At 66.8% G+C, this 15510-nt stretch carries 13 protein-coding genes and 9 pseudogenes; 7 read left to right on the plus strand and 15 right to left on the minus strand.

Annotation, left to right across the window (positions count from 1 at the left end; genetic code table 11):
- Both AB0D04_RS32750 and AB0D04_RS32755 read left to right on the plus strand, forming a co-directional pair.
- Nucleotides 1-211: pseudogene (locus tag AB0D04_RS32750) on the plus strand (IS1380 family transposase); the annotation flags it as partial.
- A 219-nt stretch (nucleotides 212-430) separates the two neighbouring features.
- A pseudogene (locus tag AB0D04_RS32755) lies at nucleotides 431-634 on the plus strand (transposase); the annotation flags it as partial.
- Between the two features lie 143 nt (nucleotides 635-777).
- Here the strand turns inward: AB0D04_RS32755 and AB0D04_RS32760 are convergent.
- Nucleotides 778-1353, minus strand: coding sequence for a CGNR zinc finger domain-containing protein (locus AB0D04_RS32760; RefSeq protein ID WP_362710804.1), 576 nt, complete (start codon nucleotides 1351-1353; stop codon nucleotides 778-780).
- Nucleotides 1354-1455: 102 nt separating this feature from the next.
- On the opposite strand from AB0D04_RS32760, the gene AB0D04_RS32765 reads away from it, so the two are divergent.
- A complete protein-coding gene (locus AB0D04_RS32765; protein ID WP_362710805.1) occupies nucleotides 1456-2619 on the plus strand; it encodes an epoxide hydrolase family protein in 1164 nt (387 codons plus the stop codon).
- Nucleotides 2620-2791: 172 nt separating this feature from the next.
- Here AB0D04_RS32765 and AB0D04_RS32770 read toward each other — a convergent pair.
- Nucleotides 2792-2953 (minus strand): annotated as a pseudogene (locus AB0D04_RS32770) (IS1380 family transposase); the annotation flags it as partial.
- Nucleotides 2941-3165: a hypothetical protein gene (locus tag AB0D04_RS32775; RefSeq protein WP_362710868.1), complete on the minus strand. Its 225-nt coding sequence runs from the start codon at nucleotides 3163-3165 to the stop codon at nucleotides 2941-2943. The pseudogene AB0D04_RS32770 and the gene AB0D04_RS32775, both read right to left, overlap by 13 nt.
- 558 nt (nucleotides 3166-3723) lie before the next feature.
- Here AB0D04_RS32775 and AB0D04_RS32780 point away from each other — a divergent pair.
- A complete protein-coding gene (locus AB0D04_RS32780) occupies nucleotides 3724-4347 on the plus strand; it encodes a hypothetical protein (protein ID WP_362710807.1) in 624 nt (207 codons plus the stop codon).
- Here the strand turns inward: AB0D04_RS32780 and AB0D04_RS32785 are convergent.
- Nucleotides 4340-4522: pseudogene (locus AB0D04_RS32785) on the minus strand (hypothetical protein); the annotation flags it as partial. The gene AB0D04_RS32780 and the pseudogene AB0D04_RS32785 overlap by 8 nt on opposite strands.
- Nucleotides 4523-4958: 436 nt before the next feature.
- Complete coding sequence (locus tag AB0D04_RS32790) at nucleotides 4959-5477, minus strand: nuclear transport factor 2 family protein (protein ID WP_362710810.1); 519 nt, start codon at nucleotides 5475-5477, stop codon at nucleotides 4959-4961.
- Between the two features lie 499 nt (nucleotides 5478-5976).
- Here AB0D04_RS32790 and AB0D04_RS32795 point away from each other — a divergent pair.
- Nucleotides 5977-6385: pseudogene (locus tag AB0D04_RS32795) on the plus strand (Tn3 family transposase); the annotation flags it as partial.
- Nucleotides 6386-6514: 129 nt separating this feature from the next.
- On the opposite strand, the gene AB0D04_RS32800 reads toward AB0D04_RS32795, so the two are convergent.
- The 6 genes and pseudogenes from AB0D04_RS32800 to AB0D04_RS32825 all read right to left on the minus strand — a co-directional run.
- Entirely contained in the window at nucleotides 6515-7516 is a 1002-nt protein-coding gene (locus AB0D04_RS32800; RefSeq protein ID WP_362710812.1) for a cytochrome P450, read from the minus strand.
- A gap of 599 nt (nucleotides 7517-8115) precedes the next feature.
- The gene (locus tag AB0D04_RS32805) at nucleotides 8116-8385 is read right to left on the minus strand and encodes an EF-hand domain-containing protein (protein WP_362710814.1); all 270 of its coding nucleotides are present in this window, start codon (nucleotides 8383-8385) and stop codon (nucleotides 8116-8118) included.
- Between the two features lie 6 nt (nucleotides 8386-8391).
- A pseudogene (locus AB0D04_RS32810) lies at nucleotides 8392-8472 on the minus strand (hypothetical protein); the annotation flags it as partial.
- 767 nt (nucleotides 8473-9239) lie between these two features.
- A pseudogene (locus AB0D04_RS32815) lies at nucleotides 9240-9645 on the minus strand (restriction endonuclease).
- Nucleotides 9642-9827 (minus strand): hypothetical protein, encoded by a 186-nt coding sequence (locus AB0D04_RS32820; RefSeq protein WP_362710817.1) that lies wholly within the window; start codon nucleotides 9825-9827, stop codon nucleotides 9642-9644. The pseudogene AB0D04_RS32815 and the gene AB0D04_RS32820 overlap by 4 nt, the downstream one beginning before the upstream one ends.
- 93 nt (nucleotides 9828-9920) lie before the next feature.
- A pseudogene (locus tag AB0D04_RS32825) lies at nucleotides 9921-10384 on the minus strand (Scr1 family TA system antitoxin-like transcriptional regulator); the annotation flags it as partial.
- Between the two features lie 458 nt (nucleotides 10385-10842).
- Here AB0D04_RS32825 and AB0D04_RS32830 point away from each other — a divergent pair.
- Nucleotides 10843-11046, plus strand: a complete 204-nt coding sequence (locus AB0D04_RS32830) for a hypothetical protein (RefSeq protein WP_362710819.1) — start codon at nucleotides 10843-10845, stop codon at nucleotides 11044-11046.
- A gap of 82 nt (nucleotides 11047-11128) precedes the next feature.
- On the opposite strand, the gene AB0D04_RS32835 is transcribed toward AB0D04_RS32830, so the two are convergent.
- The 3 genes and pseudogenes from AB0D04_RS32835 to AB0D04_RS32845 all read right to left on the minus strand — a co-directional run.
- Nucleotides 11129-11476 carry a hypothetical protein gene (locus AB0D04_RS32835; RefSeq protein WP_362710821.1) on the minus strand — a complete coding sequence of 116 codons (348 nt, stop codon included), beginning with the start codon at nucleotides 11474-11476 and terminating at the stop codon, nucleotides 11129-11131.
- The gene (locus tag AB0D04_RS32840; protein ID WP_362710822.1) at nucleotides 11473-12213 is read right to left on the minus strand and encodes a hypothetical protein; all 741 of its coding nucleotides are present in this window, start codon (nucleotides 12211-12213) and stop codon (nucleotides 11473-11475) included. Before AB0D04_RS32840 ends, AB0D04_RS32835 begins: the two co-directional genes overlap by 4 nt.
- 606 nt (nucleotides 12214-12819) lie before the next feature.
- Nucleotides 12820-13023: pseudogene (locus tag AB0D04_RS32845) on the minus strand (IS5/IS1182 family transposase); the annotation flags it as partial.
- 48 nt (nucleotides 13024-13071) lie between these two features.
- On the opposite strand from AB0D04_RS32845, the gene AB0D04_RS32850 reads away from it, so the two are divergent.
- Nucleotides 13072-13848 carry a recombinase family protein gene (locus tag AB0D04_RS32850; RefSeq protein WP_362710825.1) on the plus strand — a complete coding sequence of 259 codons (777 nt, stop codon included), beginning with the start codon at nucleotides 13072-13074 and terminating at the stop codon, nucleotides 13846-13848.
- A 503-nt stretch (nucleotides 13849-14351) separates the two neighbouring features.
- On the opposite strand, the gene AB0D04_RS32855 is transcribed toward AB0D04_RS32850, so the two are convergent.
- Nucleotides 14352-15089 (minus strand): VOC family protein, encoded by a 738-nt coding sequence (locus tag AB0D04_RS32855; RefSeq protein ID WP_362710827.1) that lies wholly within the window; start codon nucleotides 15087-15089, stop codon nucleotides 14352-14354.
- Nucleotides 15090-15510: the final 421 nt, after the last annotated feature.

The raw sequence follows: 15510 nt of genomic DNA on the forward strand, positions 1-15510 counted from the left end.
ATCTCCTCGCCGGGCCCGCGTCCTCCTGCTGGACGGCGAACCCGCCGCTGCCGAGCCCAAGAAGCTCCGCTACCGGCTGCTGCACGCTGCTGCCCACCTCACTCGCGGCGGACGCCGTCTTCGCCTGCGGATCTCGGCGACCTGGCCCTGGAGACACGAACCGGCCACGGCTTTCCACCACCTCGCCGCACTTCCCCGACCAGTTGGCTGACCGGCCCCCCCCCCGCCCACCCACGAACCGAAGGACCCAGGAAAACCCGACCACCACCCCGGGACTCCGCCATGCCCAGGCAACAAAATCACCTCGACCTACCCAACAGTTGCTGATCAGCGAAACCGCCTCATCCCAACCGAAACGCCGAGGCTAACGGAGTCCTATTAGAACTCCTAACGAAATGATCTTCGAGGTGGTTGGATCACTCTGGGGCTGATGATCTGGGGGTGCGGGGTGGCTTGGCCGAAGCCGTGGGATGTCGATGACGAGTTGTGGGCGGTGATCGAGTCGCTGCTGCCCAAGGTGGAGCGCCGCGCCCGGCATCCGGGACGCAAGCGGCATCCGGACCGGCTCGTGTTCCAGGGCATCCTGTTCGTGCTGCACACCGGAATTGCCTGGGAACACCTGCCGCAGAGCCTTCCTCACCCTCGCATGCGCACTCATCTGCTGGAGACGCCTGAAGTCACTGCGATAGGAGTTCTTAGTGGTGCCGTTGGGGTGCACCCAACGCAACAGATGTGTCGCAGACGTGGGGGCCCACCTGGATGTACCGAGGGTAACGATTACTTTGCTGATCTGGGGTTTTCGCGCTTGTTGGCATTGAAGCGTGCCTTCTTCTGACGATTCCCGCACGTGTTCATGTCACACCATTTGCGGGTACGGCTTTGGCTGGTGTCGAAGAAGGCGGCTCGGCAGGTTGGCGATGCGCACAAGGCCAATTTTCCGTCTCGTTCGCCTGCGATGATGCTGATCGAGTCGGCGGCGATAACGCTTAGGGCATCTTCTACGCAGGAAGCCGAGCTAAGTCGCCATTGCCGATTGCTCTCGGGCGTCAGGACAGCCGCGGCCCGACCCTGAATGCTGCAGTCATTGATGACTTGGACAGCAGACGCAGGGAGAGAGTCTTGGATCGCGGTCGCTGTCAAGGCGGCGTGAATTGATTCCCTCAGTTCCCAAGCGAGTTCGAGCTGGGCGGTGGTGCAGGACTCCACGGCGAGGCCATTCACTGCCAGCCAGTCGACGAGGCGCTGCGGCGTGGGAATGCGTTCCACAGCGTTGCCACGACGCTCCGTCAGAGTCGCCGTGAAGCTGGTCGCTAGCACCTTACCGAGACGGAAGTCAGGGAACCGAGCATGCATGGAACCACCTTAGCGGGTTGCGCACTGACATCGAGACACGCTAGAACCATCTTAGCCGGTTCGCGATAGGTCCAAGCCGGTCCACGACGACCAGGAGGTCTCATGCCCAGCGACGTGCAAGCATTTGAAGCCCACGCAACTGACGCTGACCTCGACGATCTGCGCGCGCGATTGGTCGCGGCGCGGCTGCCGGAAGCTGAGACGGTCTATCGCGCCGCGCCCGACCCTCGCCGATGGGAACAGGGCGTTCCTCTTGCCGACCTCGTCGGTGTCGTGAACTACTGGCGCACCGGGTACAACTGGCGGTCGTTCGAAGCGCGCCTTGACCGGATCGGCCAGTTCCGCACGACCATTGATGGTCTGGGAATCCACTTCCTGCACCGTCGATCCGCACGCGCAGATGCCACTCCTCTGATCTTGACGCACGGCTGGCCAGGCAGCATTGCTGAGTTCATCGATGTAGTAGACGAGCTGGCAGATCCGAAAGATGCGGACGCGCCAGCGTTCCACGTTGTGGTCCCGTCGTTGCCAGGCTTTGGCTACAGCGACAAGCCGGCCACCACCGGGTGGGGAATCGAAAAGATCGCGGCCGCATGGGTGGAACTGATGGGAAGGCTGGGCTACAGCAAGTTCGTGGCCCACGGCGGCGACTGGGGAGGTGTGATCACTACGGTCCTCGGCGGCAGGTTCCCGGCGAACGTTCTCGGCATCCACACAACGACCGCGCAGGCACCGCCCGGGTTGACAACGGACGGGCTGACGGCGGCCGAGCGCAAATGGACCGAGGAAACCCGCGATTTCTGGGACCACCGCGCGGCGTACGCGAAGCAGCAGGCGACCCGACCGCAGACCATCGGCTACTCGCTCGTCGACTCACCAGTCGGGCTTCTCGCCTGGATCCTTGACAAGTTCGCTGAGTGGACAGATACCGAAGATAGCCCGTTCGAGACGATTTCCAGAGACCGCATTCTTGACGACGTCACCCTGTATTGGCTGACGCGGACCGGCGCATCGTCGGCCCGCATTTACTACGAAAGCCACAACTCGCTCGACCCCGAACTTCGGGTCGACGTCCCGTCAGCAATCAGTGTGTATCCCCGCGACATCGAGAAGTGCCCGCGCGCCTGGGCACAGGAGCGGTTCCGACAGATCGTCCGATGGAGGTCGCCTGAAACCGGGGGACATTTCCCGTCGCTGGAGGTTCCCGAGTATTTCGTCAAGGATCTGCAAGAAGGACTCGCGGCAGTGCTGGCCGCTAATCGGTGAACGCGGCTGGGTCTGAGCCCGAATCACCGGCTGATGGTGTGAGCTGACGGTGTGTGAGGTAATCCGGCGAGAGCCGCCGGTTCCGGGCAGGGGTCAGCCGTCGGCCTGCACCGGCTCTTCCACAGGTTCGTCTCCGATCGGGCCCTTGGCGGGCGGGGCGGGCAGCGGCAGGTCAGCGCGGCGGTGGACCGTGGGCGGCGTCGAACAGTTCGATGAAGGCGTGGTGCCACCGCCACCGGACGGGCAGATACAGCGTCAGCCTCCTCGCAGAGGAGGCCAGCCGGGCCGGAACGTGCACCAGATGCGCGCGGATGGTGGCGGTCATCGCCTTGGCGTGGAAGGCACCGGCCAGGGCGCCTGCGGCGCGCAGTCCGCGTGGGCGCCGGCGTGGTTGCCGGCGTTGCGCAAGTGCAGGTTGTCGGCGAGCAGGCACGGCAGCCCGACCCGCTCGGCGAGGCGCAGGAGCGGGACGAGCCCGACGTCGGGGACGAGGTTGGGCTCGTCGAAGGCGGCGGAGACCGCCGTGGCCGGCATGAGAGACTGCATTTACGAGATGCCTTGCTGATCGTGCGTGGTGAAGCCCTAGACAAGCCCATCACCGCAGGTCGCAAGGCATCTCTTCGTTTCGGGGGCGGTCTACGTGGACCGTCAACCGGTGGATCCGGGCTGCGAGGAGCTCTTTTCGGGGCGTGGTGGCGGGCGACGCACAAGGCCGTCACGGCGAGCGGCACTGTGCCAAGCAGACCGAAGCGAAGCACCTTGCCGCGCAACGTCCATCAGCCGCAGTCGGGAACTATCACACCGTCTTCGTCCAACGTCATGGCGGCACCACAGCCTGCTCGGACTGGTTGGTCGCAGCACTCCGAGCAGCCGGCCCATTCAGGCAGACATCCGTGATCGGCTCGTATATGACCGAGAGCCTCCGCGAACAGCGCGAACAACGGGCGCGCCGCCATCGGCAACAAGGCATACGCGACCGCCTTCCGCCGCGGCACCATAGCCCCCAAAACGTCACTGGCCAGAGTGCTGGCGGGGGACGTCTGACCGCCCGCACCGCTCGCCACGGGCAAGCCCGCTGTCAGTGGCGCGCGGTAGCTTCTGAGCATGTCGATGATCTCGTTTCCGTTCACCGCCAAGTGGCTCGGTCATGTGCAGGAATTCGCCGATACGCCGTGGTGCTGCGACGCCTTTGACGCCCTGTTCGTGGGTCACGGCTGGGCCACCCCCTCCGAGAACGGTGAGCCTGCCGTCGGCTGGACGGATCACTGGCCGCTCGGCGACCCGGCGGACGAGGTCTGGCATGTCGTCCTGGGTGAATATCCGCGCTGTGCGGACACCCGTGACCGCAGCGTGGTCTGCGACGATCCGAAGTGCCACGACGACTCTTTTCTCGTCCTTCCCCTGGCCTACTCGGCGATCGGGGTGAGGGACGCCGGCACCGGACTCCCTCCGTCCCCGGAGGAGCTGTGGGGTACGAAGCTTCCGTCGCAGGCCGTACTCCACCCCGACGCCCGCGAGGAGGACTTCACGGCCCTCTACGACGATGCCGCCCGCCTGCTGCGTACCCGCCTCGGCGATCCGCTGCCCCGGCCGCGGCCGCCCCACGACCCGGACCGCCACGTCTCCTGGGAGCACGGAAAGAGCCTGGTGACGCTCTTCCGCGGCGAGAACCTCTACAACTACTCCCTGGATGACTGGATAGGCATCGACATCCGCCCGGTCAGCTGAGGCAGTGGTCGCGGTCCCGGCCCACCGGCTCGTCGGCCGGCGCGTACAGCAGCTCGTAGGCGGTGTTGACCATGTGGCAGGTGCGTCCGCGGCGGGTGGCGACCGCTATCAGGCCGGTGCCCGAGACGGGATGGGAGCCGAGGAATGCCTGCCGGCCGAAGGTGGCACCGACGTGGCCACAGGGATGCCTCTACCTCATGCGGTTCTCACGGCAATTGAGTTGTTGCACTGCGCGCCCGGGCAGAAGCAGCCAGCCGTTGGCGTCACTCCGAGGAAGGTGGAGACGCGCAGCACCCAGCGGTCGCCGAGTCGCAGGCACCGGGTACGGCGCCGCACGAGACAGGTTGCCGGAGCCCCGGCGCCGGGGCTGTTCCGACCGGAGCAGACCCTGCCAGTAGGCATCGGAAGCAGCCGTGACGGCTCGGGCCTTGTCGGAGTCCTCCAGTTCACCGACACTCACCAGCAAGCGAGCCGTGCGCGCGGTGAAGTCCCCCCGGTCGATGTAGCCGTCCTTGTGGTGGTCCAGTAGCACGAACCGCTGCTGGTAGCGGTAGCACAGAGCGTCGCTGGTCATCGATCTCCCGTGAGGGCCGTGTGCGGTGAGGTGGCCGTCAGGCGCTGGCCGGCTCCGGGGCGGCGACGGCGACAGCGGTGAACGCCTCGGCGGGGATGTCATCGTGGTCGAGGCGGGGGTCACCGGCCGGCCGGTAGGAGGTGTGGTTGATCTCGCGGCAGATCTTGCCGTCGCGCATCTCGAACAGGGTCAACTTGCGCAGAGAGAGCTCGGTGCCGACCGGATAGCTGAGGTTGGGGATCTTGTCGTCGATGAGCGTGACGTGCCACAGGCTCTCGTCAACTACCCAGTGATCGGTGGCGAACCGCCGCAGCAGCGTCCGCGAGCGGATGAACATCGAGGCACCCATCTGCCGGTACGCCTCACGGATCTCGTCATACGTCCGCAGCACCTGACCCCGGCTCGGTGTCTCCCACACCACGTCGTCGGTGTAGAGCTCCAGGACGGCGTCGAAGTCCTCCCCCTCCATCTCCATGTGCTGCATGACCACCCGCAGGTTCTCGGCGATCTCCTCCTGCTCCCGGCGGATGTCCTCAAGCGTCTTGGCAGGTGCCATATCAACCCCTCCTCGCATTCCGGAAACCAACAGACGTTTTGGCGGGCTGCCTTCCGGTCAGGCCACCACCGTGGCGGTCCAGTGTCATGCCGCGTCAGACGGCACACCTGGCGGTTTCCGACGTCGCCTACCGCCGGAAACCGCCCTCGCCCAGCGCCAACGTCGCTTCAGCCTTGCCTCAGCGACACAGCGAAAACCGCCACACGGCCAGGTCCACCCACTGGAGTGGCGCCGTGCACGCGCAATTGACGCGGAGCCCGCGCGTCCAACTACTCGCTCAGCCGGCCCCGCACCTCGGCGCAGTCCATCCAGCCGCCGACCTCCCGGAACTCCCCGGCGAGCGTGCCGTCGGACATCGAGATGTCGGTGGGCTCGGACATACGACGTCACGGGGCATGTCACCAGGGATGTGACGGCGCGGGTCCGCGTCGGTGATCGGTGACGGCTCGCATCCGCAGGCTGTACGCGGCATTGTCGTGAAGCTGGGCCGCGACGTCGCCGCGTGGTCGACCCTGTCGACGGCACCTACCGCCGGCAGATGAACCGGCAGCGCAGCGTGCAGGAGTCCCGGCACAAGCTGGCCCGCGACGTGTGCCACGGCAAGCGCGGCACCACCCACCAGGCGTGCCGGGACGCGATGGAGGACCAGCTCGGCTCGCTCGGCCTGGTGCTGAACGCCGTGGTGCTGTCGACCGCCAAGTACATCGACGCTGCCGTCGCCCAGCTCCGTGCCGAAGGACACGAGCTCGCCGGTGAGGACGTTGCGCGCCTGTCCCCCGCTCAAGCACAAGAACCTCAACATCCTGGGCCGCTACAGCTTCACCGCCGCCGTGCCGCGCGAGGGCCTGCGGCCCCTGCGCGACCCGGACACGGCCGGCCTGGACGGCGACGACGACGGCGGGGAGTAAGACAGTCAAGGCGCCGGCACTCCGCCCGGCCCCGCTTGAGGCACGCCCGCCGCCCGGACCTGCCCCGCTCACCTCGTGTGCCGGGCCCCGGCGGCCGGCTGCGCAGCCGGCGGATGCTCGCGGCGCCGTTCAGCCTGGCGGCGGATTGGGTGCGCCGGCACGGCTGCCTGCGACCGACGTCAGGCGCAGGCGGAGGCCGACGGGGCGTAGGTCGCCACATGCGACCAAGCGGTAGGGGCTCGGGTCCGCTGAGAGGTGCCATCTGCGGACTACGGATGCCGCGGCGATCACGGTCTGAGTCATCACCCAGCTGACTCCCTTGCACGCCATCGGGCCGGAGCCGAAGGCGAGGAACGCGCGGGGTTCGGCAGGGGGTGCGGTGTTCAGCCAACGGTCCGGATCGAAGGCGGTCGGCCGGTCGAACCAGCGTGCATCCCGATGGATGGCGTAGGGGCTGACCAGGAGCACGGGCCCCGCGCGCAGGCGATAGCCCCCGATCTCGGCGGAGCGTGCCATTGTCCGCGTCAACAGCCAGCTGGGCGGGTAGAGCCGCAGCGCCTCCTTCACGACCGCGCGGGTGACGGGCAGGCCGTCCAGATCGGCGCAGCCGTCAGCGGCCCTCACCTCAGCTCGGACCTCTTCTTGCACGGGCGGATGGGTCGCCAGCAGATGCAGCACCCACGCCAGGCAGATCGCAGGTGAGCCCCGCATGCCGAACAGGTTGGCCATGATGATCCGAGCCACTACATGGTCGTCGAGCAGGCCCGGACGGGTGGCGGAGAAGTCGAGCGTGGCGTCCAGCACATCGCGCCCGCGGGAGATGCCCGCGCGGCGTCGGGCGGTGATGTCTGCCCGCAGCTGCTTCTCCAACTGCTCACTGTGCCGGCAAAAACGCCGCCGGTGCGCATCAGGCAGGTACGAAGGCCGGCGTCGACTGCGGCCCAGCATGTCCAGCATGGCTGCGCCCATGTTCCGGTTTGCGTCGACAAGTTTCCGAGCGTCTTCGCCAACGGCCATGGCGGCACCCAACCTTGCGGTGAGTCCGCGCGCCATGCCGATCGCGTCCAGCGTGGCGGCCTCAGGCCAGTCGGCCAACTCCCGTGCGCAGGAGGCCGACGTCGTGGCCAACATTTGGCCGATCACGGCGGGACGCATCCCGCATGGCCGTCTGGCGGGCCACTGCACGATGGGCCTTCACGTGCTGCCCGCTTCCGAGCGCCGGATCCACGAAGATGCCATCAAGGCCTCGGGCGGGCTGATAGACCTCCGGTGGGGCGCTCAGGACGGTATGAGCCAGGTCCCTGCCGGTCACGGCTACCTCACGTCGGCCGACGCCCCAGATGTCCCCCTGCCTTTCGCATGCTGCATCGAGGAACCCCACAGGGTCGGCTCGGAACGCGACCACGTTCCTCAACCGGCCTCCTGGGCAGAGCTGTGGCGGCACGTCGTATGCCACGTGGTCTCAATCTCCTGTGCCCTGCCAACCCAGCCGACCGTTGTGGGTTCGGACGGCGGTCAGTAGGACACGTAACCGCTTGGGCGGCCCTGGATAAGTGCCAGGACACGCCGGGTAGCAAGACGAACCTTCTCGAGGAAGCTGCTCATGACGAGTTCTCCTTTTCCTTGACCATTAATGCCAGGTGTGGGCCATTGCCCCAGATGAAAGAAGTAAGACTGTCGGGAATTGGTTTTCGACGGCCGGACAGATGGCGCCTCCCTCGCTGAGGAAGTCAGTCGAGCTTCCCGAAGATGCGGGCACCGGGTGCTTCCGGATCGTCGCCGTAGAAGAACTCATGGACGGCCGCGCCGAGCTCTTCCCGGCTGACCTTTCCGTCTCCGTCTCCGTCAAGGCCGGCTGCAACGGCGCCTATCTCCTGCAGCGAAACGCCCATGGCCACACCGAGCCGCGTGACCTCTGCAGTATCGAGGTAGCCGTCTTTGTTGCGGTCGAGGAGCTCGAAGTGAAGACCAGAGTTAAAGTACTCCGCGCTCTCGGCCATCCCAGCTTCCGCCGCGACGATGAACTCGTCCTGGGAGATCCGTCCGTCACCGTCGCTATCGGCGTTCGCGGACAGGCTTTCCCACAGCGCCCGCTACGCGGCGTGGATAGCGTCCCGGGCCGCAGTGTCCGCCTCAGGGATCAGGTGGTCACACAGTCGCGCAGCATGGGCTTCGAAGTCCCGCCGCTGGAGGTAGCCGTCACCGTTCTCGTCAAGCAGCGAAAACCGACGGCGCACTTTGGCCAGGCGGAATGGCGTCAGTATTAGAGTCTCCCCGTTCCATCGGACAACTGCTGGAGTCCCCCAACCCCAGCTCCTGCATCTTGAATTACGCCACCACTACCGGAGTCCCGTCTGAATGGATCGCTACCAAGCACGCTGAACACGCGGATCCAATGTGTGGATGGCGACCCCGGCATCGCTGTCCATAGGCGACACCTCGCACACCCGGCCAGCCGCGGTGCAGGAGAACTCACTCGAATGAGTACACGCGACGCAATGGCCAGACGGCAATGAAGCGCTGTCGCTGGCGATGCACAAGTGCACGTCCTACGGTTCATCGACCGCGGGCTACTCACCGAGCTGAGCGCGAACCCAGACAGGTCGCTGCTCCGCGGCGGCTGCCCAGTTCGGTGGCGGCGAGGATGCCGTCCACGATTGCGTGGTCGAGCGGACGGAGCCGGACAGCATGCTGTACAGGTCGGGGGCCGTTCGGCGAGCAAGTCCGCTGTCTCGGGCACGTGCTCGCGAACACTCCCTCGCTGCCGCCGACACGCTCGCCACCTCCGCCGGCCAACTCCTCGCCGCCGCCTCCGGGGATGTGACCGGGGCGGGCACCGTGTTCGTTCCTGCGGTCACGGAACGCCATGGCTGGCCCCTCGGGCTACGGGGAGGGCTTCTGTGAGGCGGTCCAGCCGGGTGTAGAGCGCCCGCACGAGTCGGGTGCGGTTCTGGGCGCAGCGGGCGGTCCCTTCCAGCGGTGCGGCCAGGCGTCCTGCGGTTTCGCGGAGGACGACTTCGGCGAGGGCGCCGGCCGTCATTCCTTGGCAGAGCGGCGGCGTGGCGCCGGACGTCGGCGGCCACCGCGCGGGCGTGCCCGGTCAGCTGGAGGGCGATCTGCTCGTAGTCGCGGGGTTCGAGGCGCGGGTCCATCCACGCGAGCACGGCGGTGACGAGCGCTTCCTACGGGGCCCGGTCCAAAGGGAGTTCGGCCTCGATCAGGCCGTGGGGGTCGTAGAGGACGGTGTGGGTGCCGCTCAACGGTGCCTCGCCGCGTCGTCGTGGTCGCCGGTGCTGTCGTCCCGGGCCTGGGTGGTGTGGGCGAGGAACCGGGCGAAGCCGCGGTCGGCGCGGGCCAGCAGCGCCGGGGAAGGCCGGCCGAAGGTGGGCGGCTGGAGGCCGCGTCCTTCCGGTTCGGTGCCGGCGGTCGTGGGTGCGCTCATGAGGCACCGCCTCCGTTGCTGGTACGTCGGTGTCGTTCGACGCTACGAACGCCATGGGCCGTTGTTCAACGAGACTGCGGAGAATTGCGGAGTTCACTCCAGGGCGTCGGTCGCGGCCCGGATGAGGGCGCGGGCGGCGGCGCCGTACACGGCCATCTGCGCCAGGCGCGTGAACGCCTTCGCATAGTCGGCGAGTTCGCGCGGCTGCGTCACCTTGATCTCCGCCGCCAGCATCTCTACCACGGCCTGGACGTCGTCGTGGAGGTAGAACGCCTCCAGCGGGCACACGGTGCGCTGTGCGGTGAACGGGATGACGCCGAGGGAGACGGAGGCGAGGGGCATCACGGCCAGGAGGTGGCGCAGCTGGCCCTTCATGGCCTCGGGGCGGCGGTGCAATAGCGCAGGACGGATTCCTCCATGAGGACGACGTAGCGGTGGCTGCCCTCGTACAGGAACCGGGAGCGGGCGATCCGGGCGGCGACGGCTTCGGAGACGTCGTTGGGGGTGCCCTGGAAGGTGGTGATCTGCTCCATGAGGGCGGTGGCGAAGCCGGGTGTATGAAGAAGCAGACCAACCCACCATCCCCAGCCACGCCCTCCCCCAGATACACGCAAGCCCACACTGAACAACCTCCACCCGCCCCGCACATAAGCCGGGGCGGGACGAAGGCCCCTCGCGCTCGCGCGGCCGAGCGGGACGGAGTACCCGTTCGGCCCCTGGAAGGTCAACGGCCTACGTATGGTTCACCGACAGCTCGTCAAGGGAGTCGATGCCTCACCGTGGCCGCACATGACCACCTCAATTCCAGCAGACAACGGAGCGCCGGCCGCCAAACAACCCTCTTGAGGGGCCCGGCATGGCTGGGTCCCTCCGCCGTGAACGCGCGGAGGCCGCGCTTGCGGTTACGCCCGGTGCCGGAGAATTGCCCGGATCAGTGGTACCTCGGGCGTCCGGGCACCGGGAGCGCCCAACACGCAGCCGTGACCACCGTGGATGGCGCCCCGTTGTGCCGGTCATGGGCGAATTGGACGACCGGCTTCTGGCACTGGTGGACAGCGTGATCGACGTGGACGAGGAACGCCTGCCGCTGCTGACACGCGGCGAAGCGCGCGCTGCGGTCGAGCTGCTGCAGCTCCTGGCCTCACGTAGCGGCGAGGGAGCCTTCGCTGCCCGCCACCTCGCAGGAAACCTGACACGCAGGCTGCCGTCGGACGTATGACGCGCGCTCGATGCCGTTGTAGGCGTCGGCCACGGTCGTCACTGCCGAACTGCCCAGGCGACAGATGGAAACCACTCGGCGCTCATGACACCGGCGTCCACGGCAGGACAGCTCGCCATTGGCCATCGTCTCGGGCCCAACTCTTGATGACCTCGGCCACCAGGTCATGTCCGTACATCTCGAAGGGAGCGGGCACCGTGGCCTGGAAGTGGGAGCCCGGCCCACCCTCGCTGTACTCGATCAGGCAGCTCGTGTCGTCGTTGAGGTATACCCGGATGAAGTGCTGGCCCGGTGGCTCCGGCATTTCGAGGGGCTCGACGATGAGAAACCTGTGGACCAGGTTCATCTCACTCAGTAGGTTGTACAGCTTGTCCTCATCGGGGTCATCCCAGGTCTCTCCGCTCCAGGTCTTCGCCCGTACGCGGCTCATGCGGTGCCGTCTGTGCCCGTTACGCTCCGCTCTGCGAATGCTGCGAGTTCGTCGGTGCCGGTCACTTGCTGCTGCGCGGGTCCGGACAGGGTCAAGTCAGTGTCCCATTCGGCGTTCCATACCTCGCCCAGGCGGTTCTCCCACTGGACGAAACTCCCGGGCGCGCCCTTGAGCAGGGGCAGCTCACGCAGCAGCCTCGAAAGGGGCGCGAGGACACGCTCCGGACTGTTGCTGTCGCTTTGGGTTCGCGTGTTCGCATAGCGCATTTTGACAAATGGTGCGCGCTCTCGGCCCAGCTTCGTAGGCTGCAGCATTTTCCTGAATCGCTGCCACGCCTCTTCCTTGGTCTCGTTTCCTGAGAATTCGCTCCGGTATCCCGGAAAGATCGCGAATGTCGCGGAGTGGAGTTCCGGATTTTGGGAGTGATAGTCGTGCACGGCAGGTCCGACGGCGACCACGGTGTCGAAGTCCCAGCCAGGATGGTCGAATCCGCCGACGGTGGTCAACGGCCTGGCGCAGTCGGCCAGCGTGGTGCTGTGCTTGTGCGCGAAGGTCAGGATGGCGTGTGCAAGCTGCTCGTCGTATCGGCCCATGACATTGAGCTGAAGGACATGTTCACGCTCATGCGTCAGGATGGCATCGAAGTTGAACACCGCACGTGACCAGTGCCAAGCATCTGGCAGACCGTCGATCGGGGTCGCCCCGGGCTGGGCGGACAGTTCAGCCTTCAGGTCCATGTTTCCTCTCACCTTCATCTGCCTGCGCCGCCAGGACTTGTCCGGTCGATCTTGGGTTGTGGGAAGATGCCGTACATGACTTACATCCGAAGGGGCCGTGCCGCGTAGAAGACCAGCTTCACTTCGACCGCGGGAACGCGGTTGGGGAAGACCCTGGGTTCGGTATCGCGATGTCCCAGGTCTGTCAGGGGCGGCGAATGCTGCCGTCCGCGTGCTCGAACGGGAGCGGTTGTCTCCGGGCGTCGTGTCAGTGGCGCTGAGCGTATGGTCCGTGCGCGTCCACGGCACCAAGCGCCGGTGGAGGCAGTGGGAGGCCGAGTTCACCTGCCCATGCTGCGGCGAGGGCTGGGCCCGGGACAAGCTGCAAGAGGCTCTGCTTTTGCTGCCGCCGAAGGCCGCCACCGAACTCCGAGTGCAGGTCGAGCGTCTGGACGTGGTCCTACTCAGGCGAACGCACCATGAGCCCCTGGCAGATCCGGATTCGGCGTGGTGGCATCGTAGGTGCTGACCGTGTCCATGCCGCCTACCGATTTGTTGCCTCGTGTATGACTGGTAGCGGGGATCTGACAGGGACGGAGTGGCGACGTCCAGGACTTGTCCGGCCATTCATGTTCGGAGCCAGATGACGAGGGCTGCTGCGGTGGCTGTGCCGAGGAAGACGTAGCCGCGCTTGTCGTATCTGGTGGCCACGGCCCGGTGCTGCTTGAGCCGGTTGATTGCTCGTTCGATGGTGTTGCGTTTCTTGTACCGCTCTTCGTTGAAGCCGGGGGGCCGTCCGCCGCGTGAGCCTTTGCGCAGGCGGGCGGCCTGACCACCTGGCGACCCTACGAGCACCTCAAGCCCGGCATCCAGGAGGCGATGCTGCACGCCGCCGGCACCGCACTACGCCTGGCCGCCGATGGGACCGTCATCGCCTGCGGCCGCCTCGCCTCCACGCTGCGGCCGGAGCACCGGCACGTCTCCGACGGCGATCGGCCGCACCGCAGTTCATGGCAGGAGTCCATGGATCAGGTGGAGAGAGCGCTCGACCTGGCGCGCACCGACCGCGACGCCGCCCGGCAGCTCCTGATCCTGCTCACCCTCGCCTGCCACACCCTCGACCGGTTCGAAGAGGAGCGCGCTTTCCTGTTCGGCGTCGGCGTCCCCGCCAGCTTCCTGCCCAGTGCCCACGAACTCGGCCGCACCGATCTGCTCGCCTCTGCCCGCCCCGGCGACACCATCGTGGTGCACACCCTCGACCGGCTCGGCCGCAACCTGGGCGAAGTCCTCAACCTTGTCCACGACCTGAACGACAAGCAGATCGGCGTGCGCTCACTGGCCGACCCGCTACCGATCAACACCGCCGACGAGGGCATGAGCCGCATCGCCTTCCTGCTGCTGGCCCTCTTCGCCGAGATGGAACGCACCTTCACCGCCGAACGCGCCGCCCACGCCCGAGCCGTGGCCGAAGCCGCCGGCCGCCGCATCGGCCGCCCCGTAGCCCACCCCGCCGACAAAATCGAGTACGCGAGGCTGCTCAAACGGCAGGGCAGCAGCCTCGGCGAGATCGCCGCGAAGACCGGCATCCCCAAGACCTCTGTGCACCGCTATCTCGCGGAACCGGGGCCGGACGAGACGTTGAACGGCGCCAGTTGATGGCATCGGACCTCGACCCCGCAGCAGGTCGAGATCATCGGACGGCACTGGCTCATCGGTGAACTCGTGCACGCCGGAAGGAGACCGCGGACCCGATCCAGGACAACGGCATCGACCTGCTCGTCCTCCCCAGCCGACTACGGCTGGACCCAACCGATCCAGGTCAAGACCTCGCGCGATCGCAACATCAACGTGCAGCCGCGGTACGTCCGGCGCCGACTCGCCCGACTCCCACTCCTGTTGGTCTACACCCTGCTCGGCGACAGCCAGGCGCCGATGCCAGCCGATGCCGAAAGTGTCTACCTCCACTCCTACAACGACTACTCACCGAGACTTCTTGTGCTGACCCCCCACAGAAGCCTGGGCGCTACCCACCAACAGCGGAAAGAGGGCTCTCCTGCCGTATGTGTGGTCAGGCTGTCGTGAGTTGGCGGCCTGGGAGGGCGGGGCCCGGCCGCCAACGCACTGCCGCACCGCCATGAGGGAGCGGACGGAGTTCCGCGTCAGCCCCGGCCGAGGACGCAGAACTCGTTGCCCGCCGGGTCGGCCAGGACGACCCAGGAGACGTCACACTGACCCACGTCGGCCCGTATCGCGCCGAGGCCTTCGAGCCGGGCGACCTCCCTCGCCTGATCCTCGACGGGGTCGGACATCACGTCGAGATGGATGCGGTTCCATACGACCTCGTCGTCGGGCGTGCGGCGGAACTCCAGGTACGGCCCGACGCCCTTGACGGAGCGCAGCAGGGCGCGGTCGTCGGTCAGCTCGTGGACGGTCCAGTCGATCGCCTCGCCCCAGAACCGGACCATGGCCCGTGGGTCGGCGCAGTCGACGACCACGGCGGCTATCGGCCCGGTGTCCCGGTAGAGCTCCCGGGGCTCCAGGACGCTGAACACGTTGCCTTCCGGGTCGGCCATCACCGTCCACGGCGCGTCGCCCTGGCCCACATCGGCGGGCGTCGCCCCGAGCTCCTTCAGACGTGCGACCAACTCCGCCTGATGGGCGTCGGAGGTGGTGGCGAGCTCGATGTGCACGCGGTACTTCACCGTCTCCGGGTCCGGGACGCGGACGAGATCGATGCAGACGGCGGACGGGTCCGGCCAGTCGAAGCCCACGGGTTCCAGGTTGGTGACGCCGGGCCCTTCGCTGGAAACACCCCAGCCGAGCGCCTCCGCCCAGAACTGCCCGAGCGCCGAGTCGTCCCGGGCCTTGAGGTTCACTTGAACGAGTTGCAGCGCCATACCGCATACCCTAGACGATCCCCATCGGGCAGGCGTGCGAAATTCAGAGCGACGCCAACCCGGACAGTGATTACCCCCACCGCGCGATCCGGACATCTCTCCTACGAAACGGGCACCTCCCGCAGTCGTTGAGCACCGTGATCAGCTCCTGGAAGCCCTGCGCGCGGGACGACAACGACGCCACGCCGAGATGAGCGCTCAATCAATTCACGGACGCGCGCAGGTGACTTCGGACATCAGCGCAGCCGACTCCGAAAACTGACAGTCGGAGAACGTCACCGCAGGTGACGAACCCATCTGCCGCAGATAATAGGGCGTTATCTGCGGGACATCTTCAGACCGACCCCAGAACCGACGCTCCGTCAGCCGCTCACCAGCACCGACGGATCCTTAGCGCACGAGCTGACACGGATGTTCCTCA

The organism is Streptomyces sp. NPDC048483 (assembly GCF_040651455.1).
Classification (GTDB): Bacteria; Actinomycetota; Actinomycetes; order Streptomycetales; family Streptomycetaceae; genus Streptomyces.

What these genes read in the sequence shown, in the direction of transcription:
- AB0D04_RS32760 (WP_362710804.1), bottom strand. Translation starts at nt 1,353, where the DNA reads ATGCATGCTCGGTTCCCTGACTTCCGTCTCGGTAAGGTGCTAGCGACC.
- AB0D04_RS32765 (WP_362710805.1), top strand. Translation starts at nt 1,456, where the DNA reads ATGCCCAGCGACGTGCAAGCATTTGAAGCCCACGCAACTGACGCTGAC.
- AB0D04_RS32775 (WP_362710868.1), bottom strand. Translation starts at nt 3,165, where the DNA reads ATGCAGTCTCTCATGCCGGCCACGGCGGTCTCCGCCGCCTTCGACGAG.
- AB0D04_RS32780 (WP_362710807.1), top strand. Translation starts at nt 3,724, where the DNA reads ATGTCGATGATCTCGTTTCCGTTCACCGCCAAGTGGCTCGGTCATGTG.
- AB0D04_RS32790 (WP_362710810.1), bottom strand. Translation starts at nt 5,477, where the DNA reads ATGGCACCTGCCAAGACGCTTGAGGACATCCGCCGGGAGCAGGAGGAG.
- AB0D04_RS32800 (WP_362710812.1), bottom strand. Translation starts at nt 7,516, where the DNA reads ATGTTGGCCACGACGTCGGCCTCCTGCGCACGGGAGTTGGCCGACTGG.
- AB0D04_RS32805 (WP_362710814.1), bottom strand. Translation starts at nt 8,385, where the DNA reads ATGGCCGAGAGCGCGGAGTACTTTAACTCTGGTCTTCACTTCGAGCTC.
- AB0D04_RS32820 (WP_362710817.1), bottom strand. Translation starts at nt 9,827, where the DNA reads ATGAGCGCACCCACGACCGCCGGCACCGAACCGGAAGGACGCGGCCTC.
- AB0D04_RS32830 (WP_362710819.1), top strand. Translation starts at nt 10,843, where the DNA reads ATGGGCGAATTGGACGACCGGCTTCTGGCACTGGTGGACAGCGTGATC.
- AB0D04_RS32835 (WP_362710821.1), bottom strand. Translation starts at nt 11,476, where the DNA reads ATGAGCCGCGTACGGGCGAAGACCTGGAGCGGAGAGACCTGGGATGAC.
- AB0D04_RS32840 (WP_362710822.1), bottom strand. Translation starts at nt 12,213, where the DNA reads ATGGACCTGAAGGCTGAACTGTCCGCCCAGCCCGGGGCGACCCCGATC.
- AB0D04_RS32850 (WP_362710825.1), top strand. Translation starts at nt 13,072, where the DNA reads ATGCTGCACGCCGCCGGCACCGCACTACGCCTGGCCGCCGATGGGACC.
- AB0D04_RS32855 (WP_362710827.1), bottom strand. Translation starts at nt 15,089, where the DNA reads ATGGCGCTGCAACTCGTTCAAGTGAACCTCAAGGCCCGGGACGACTCG.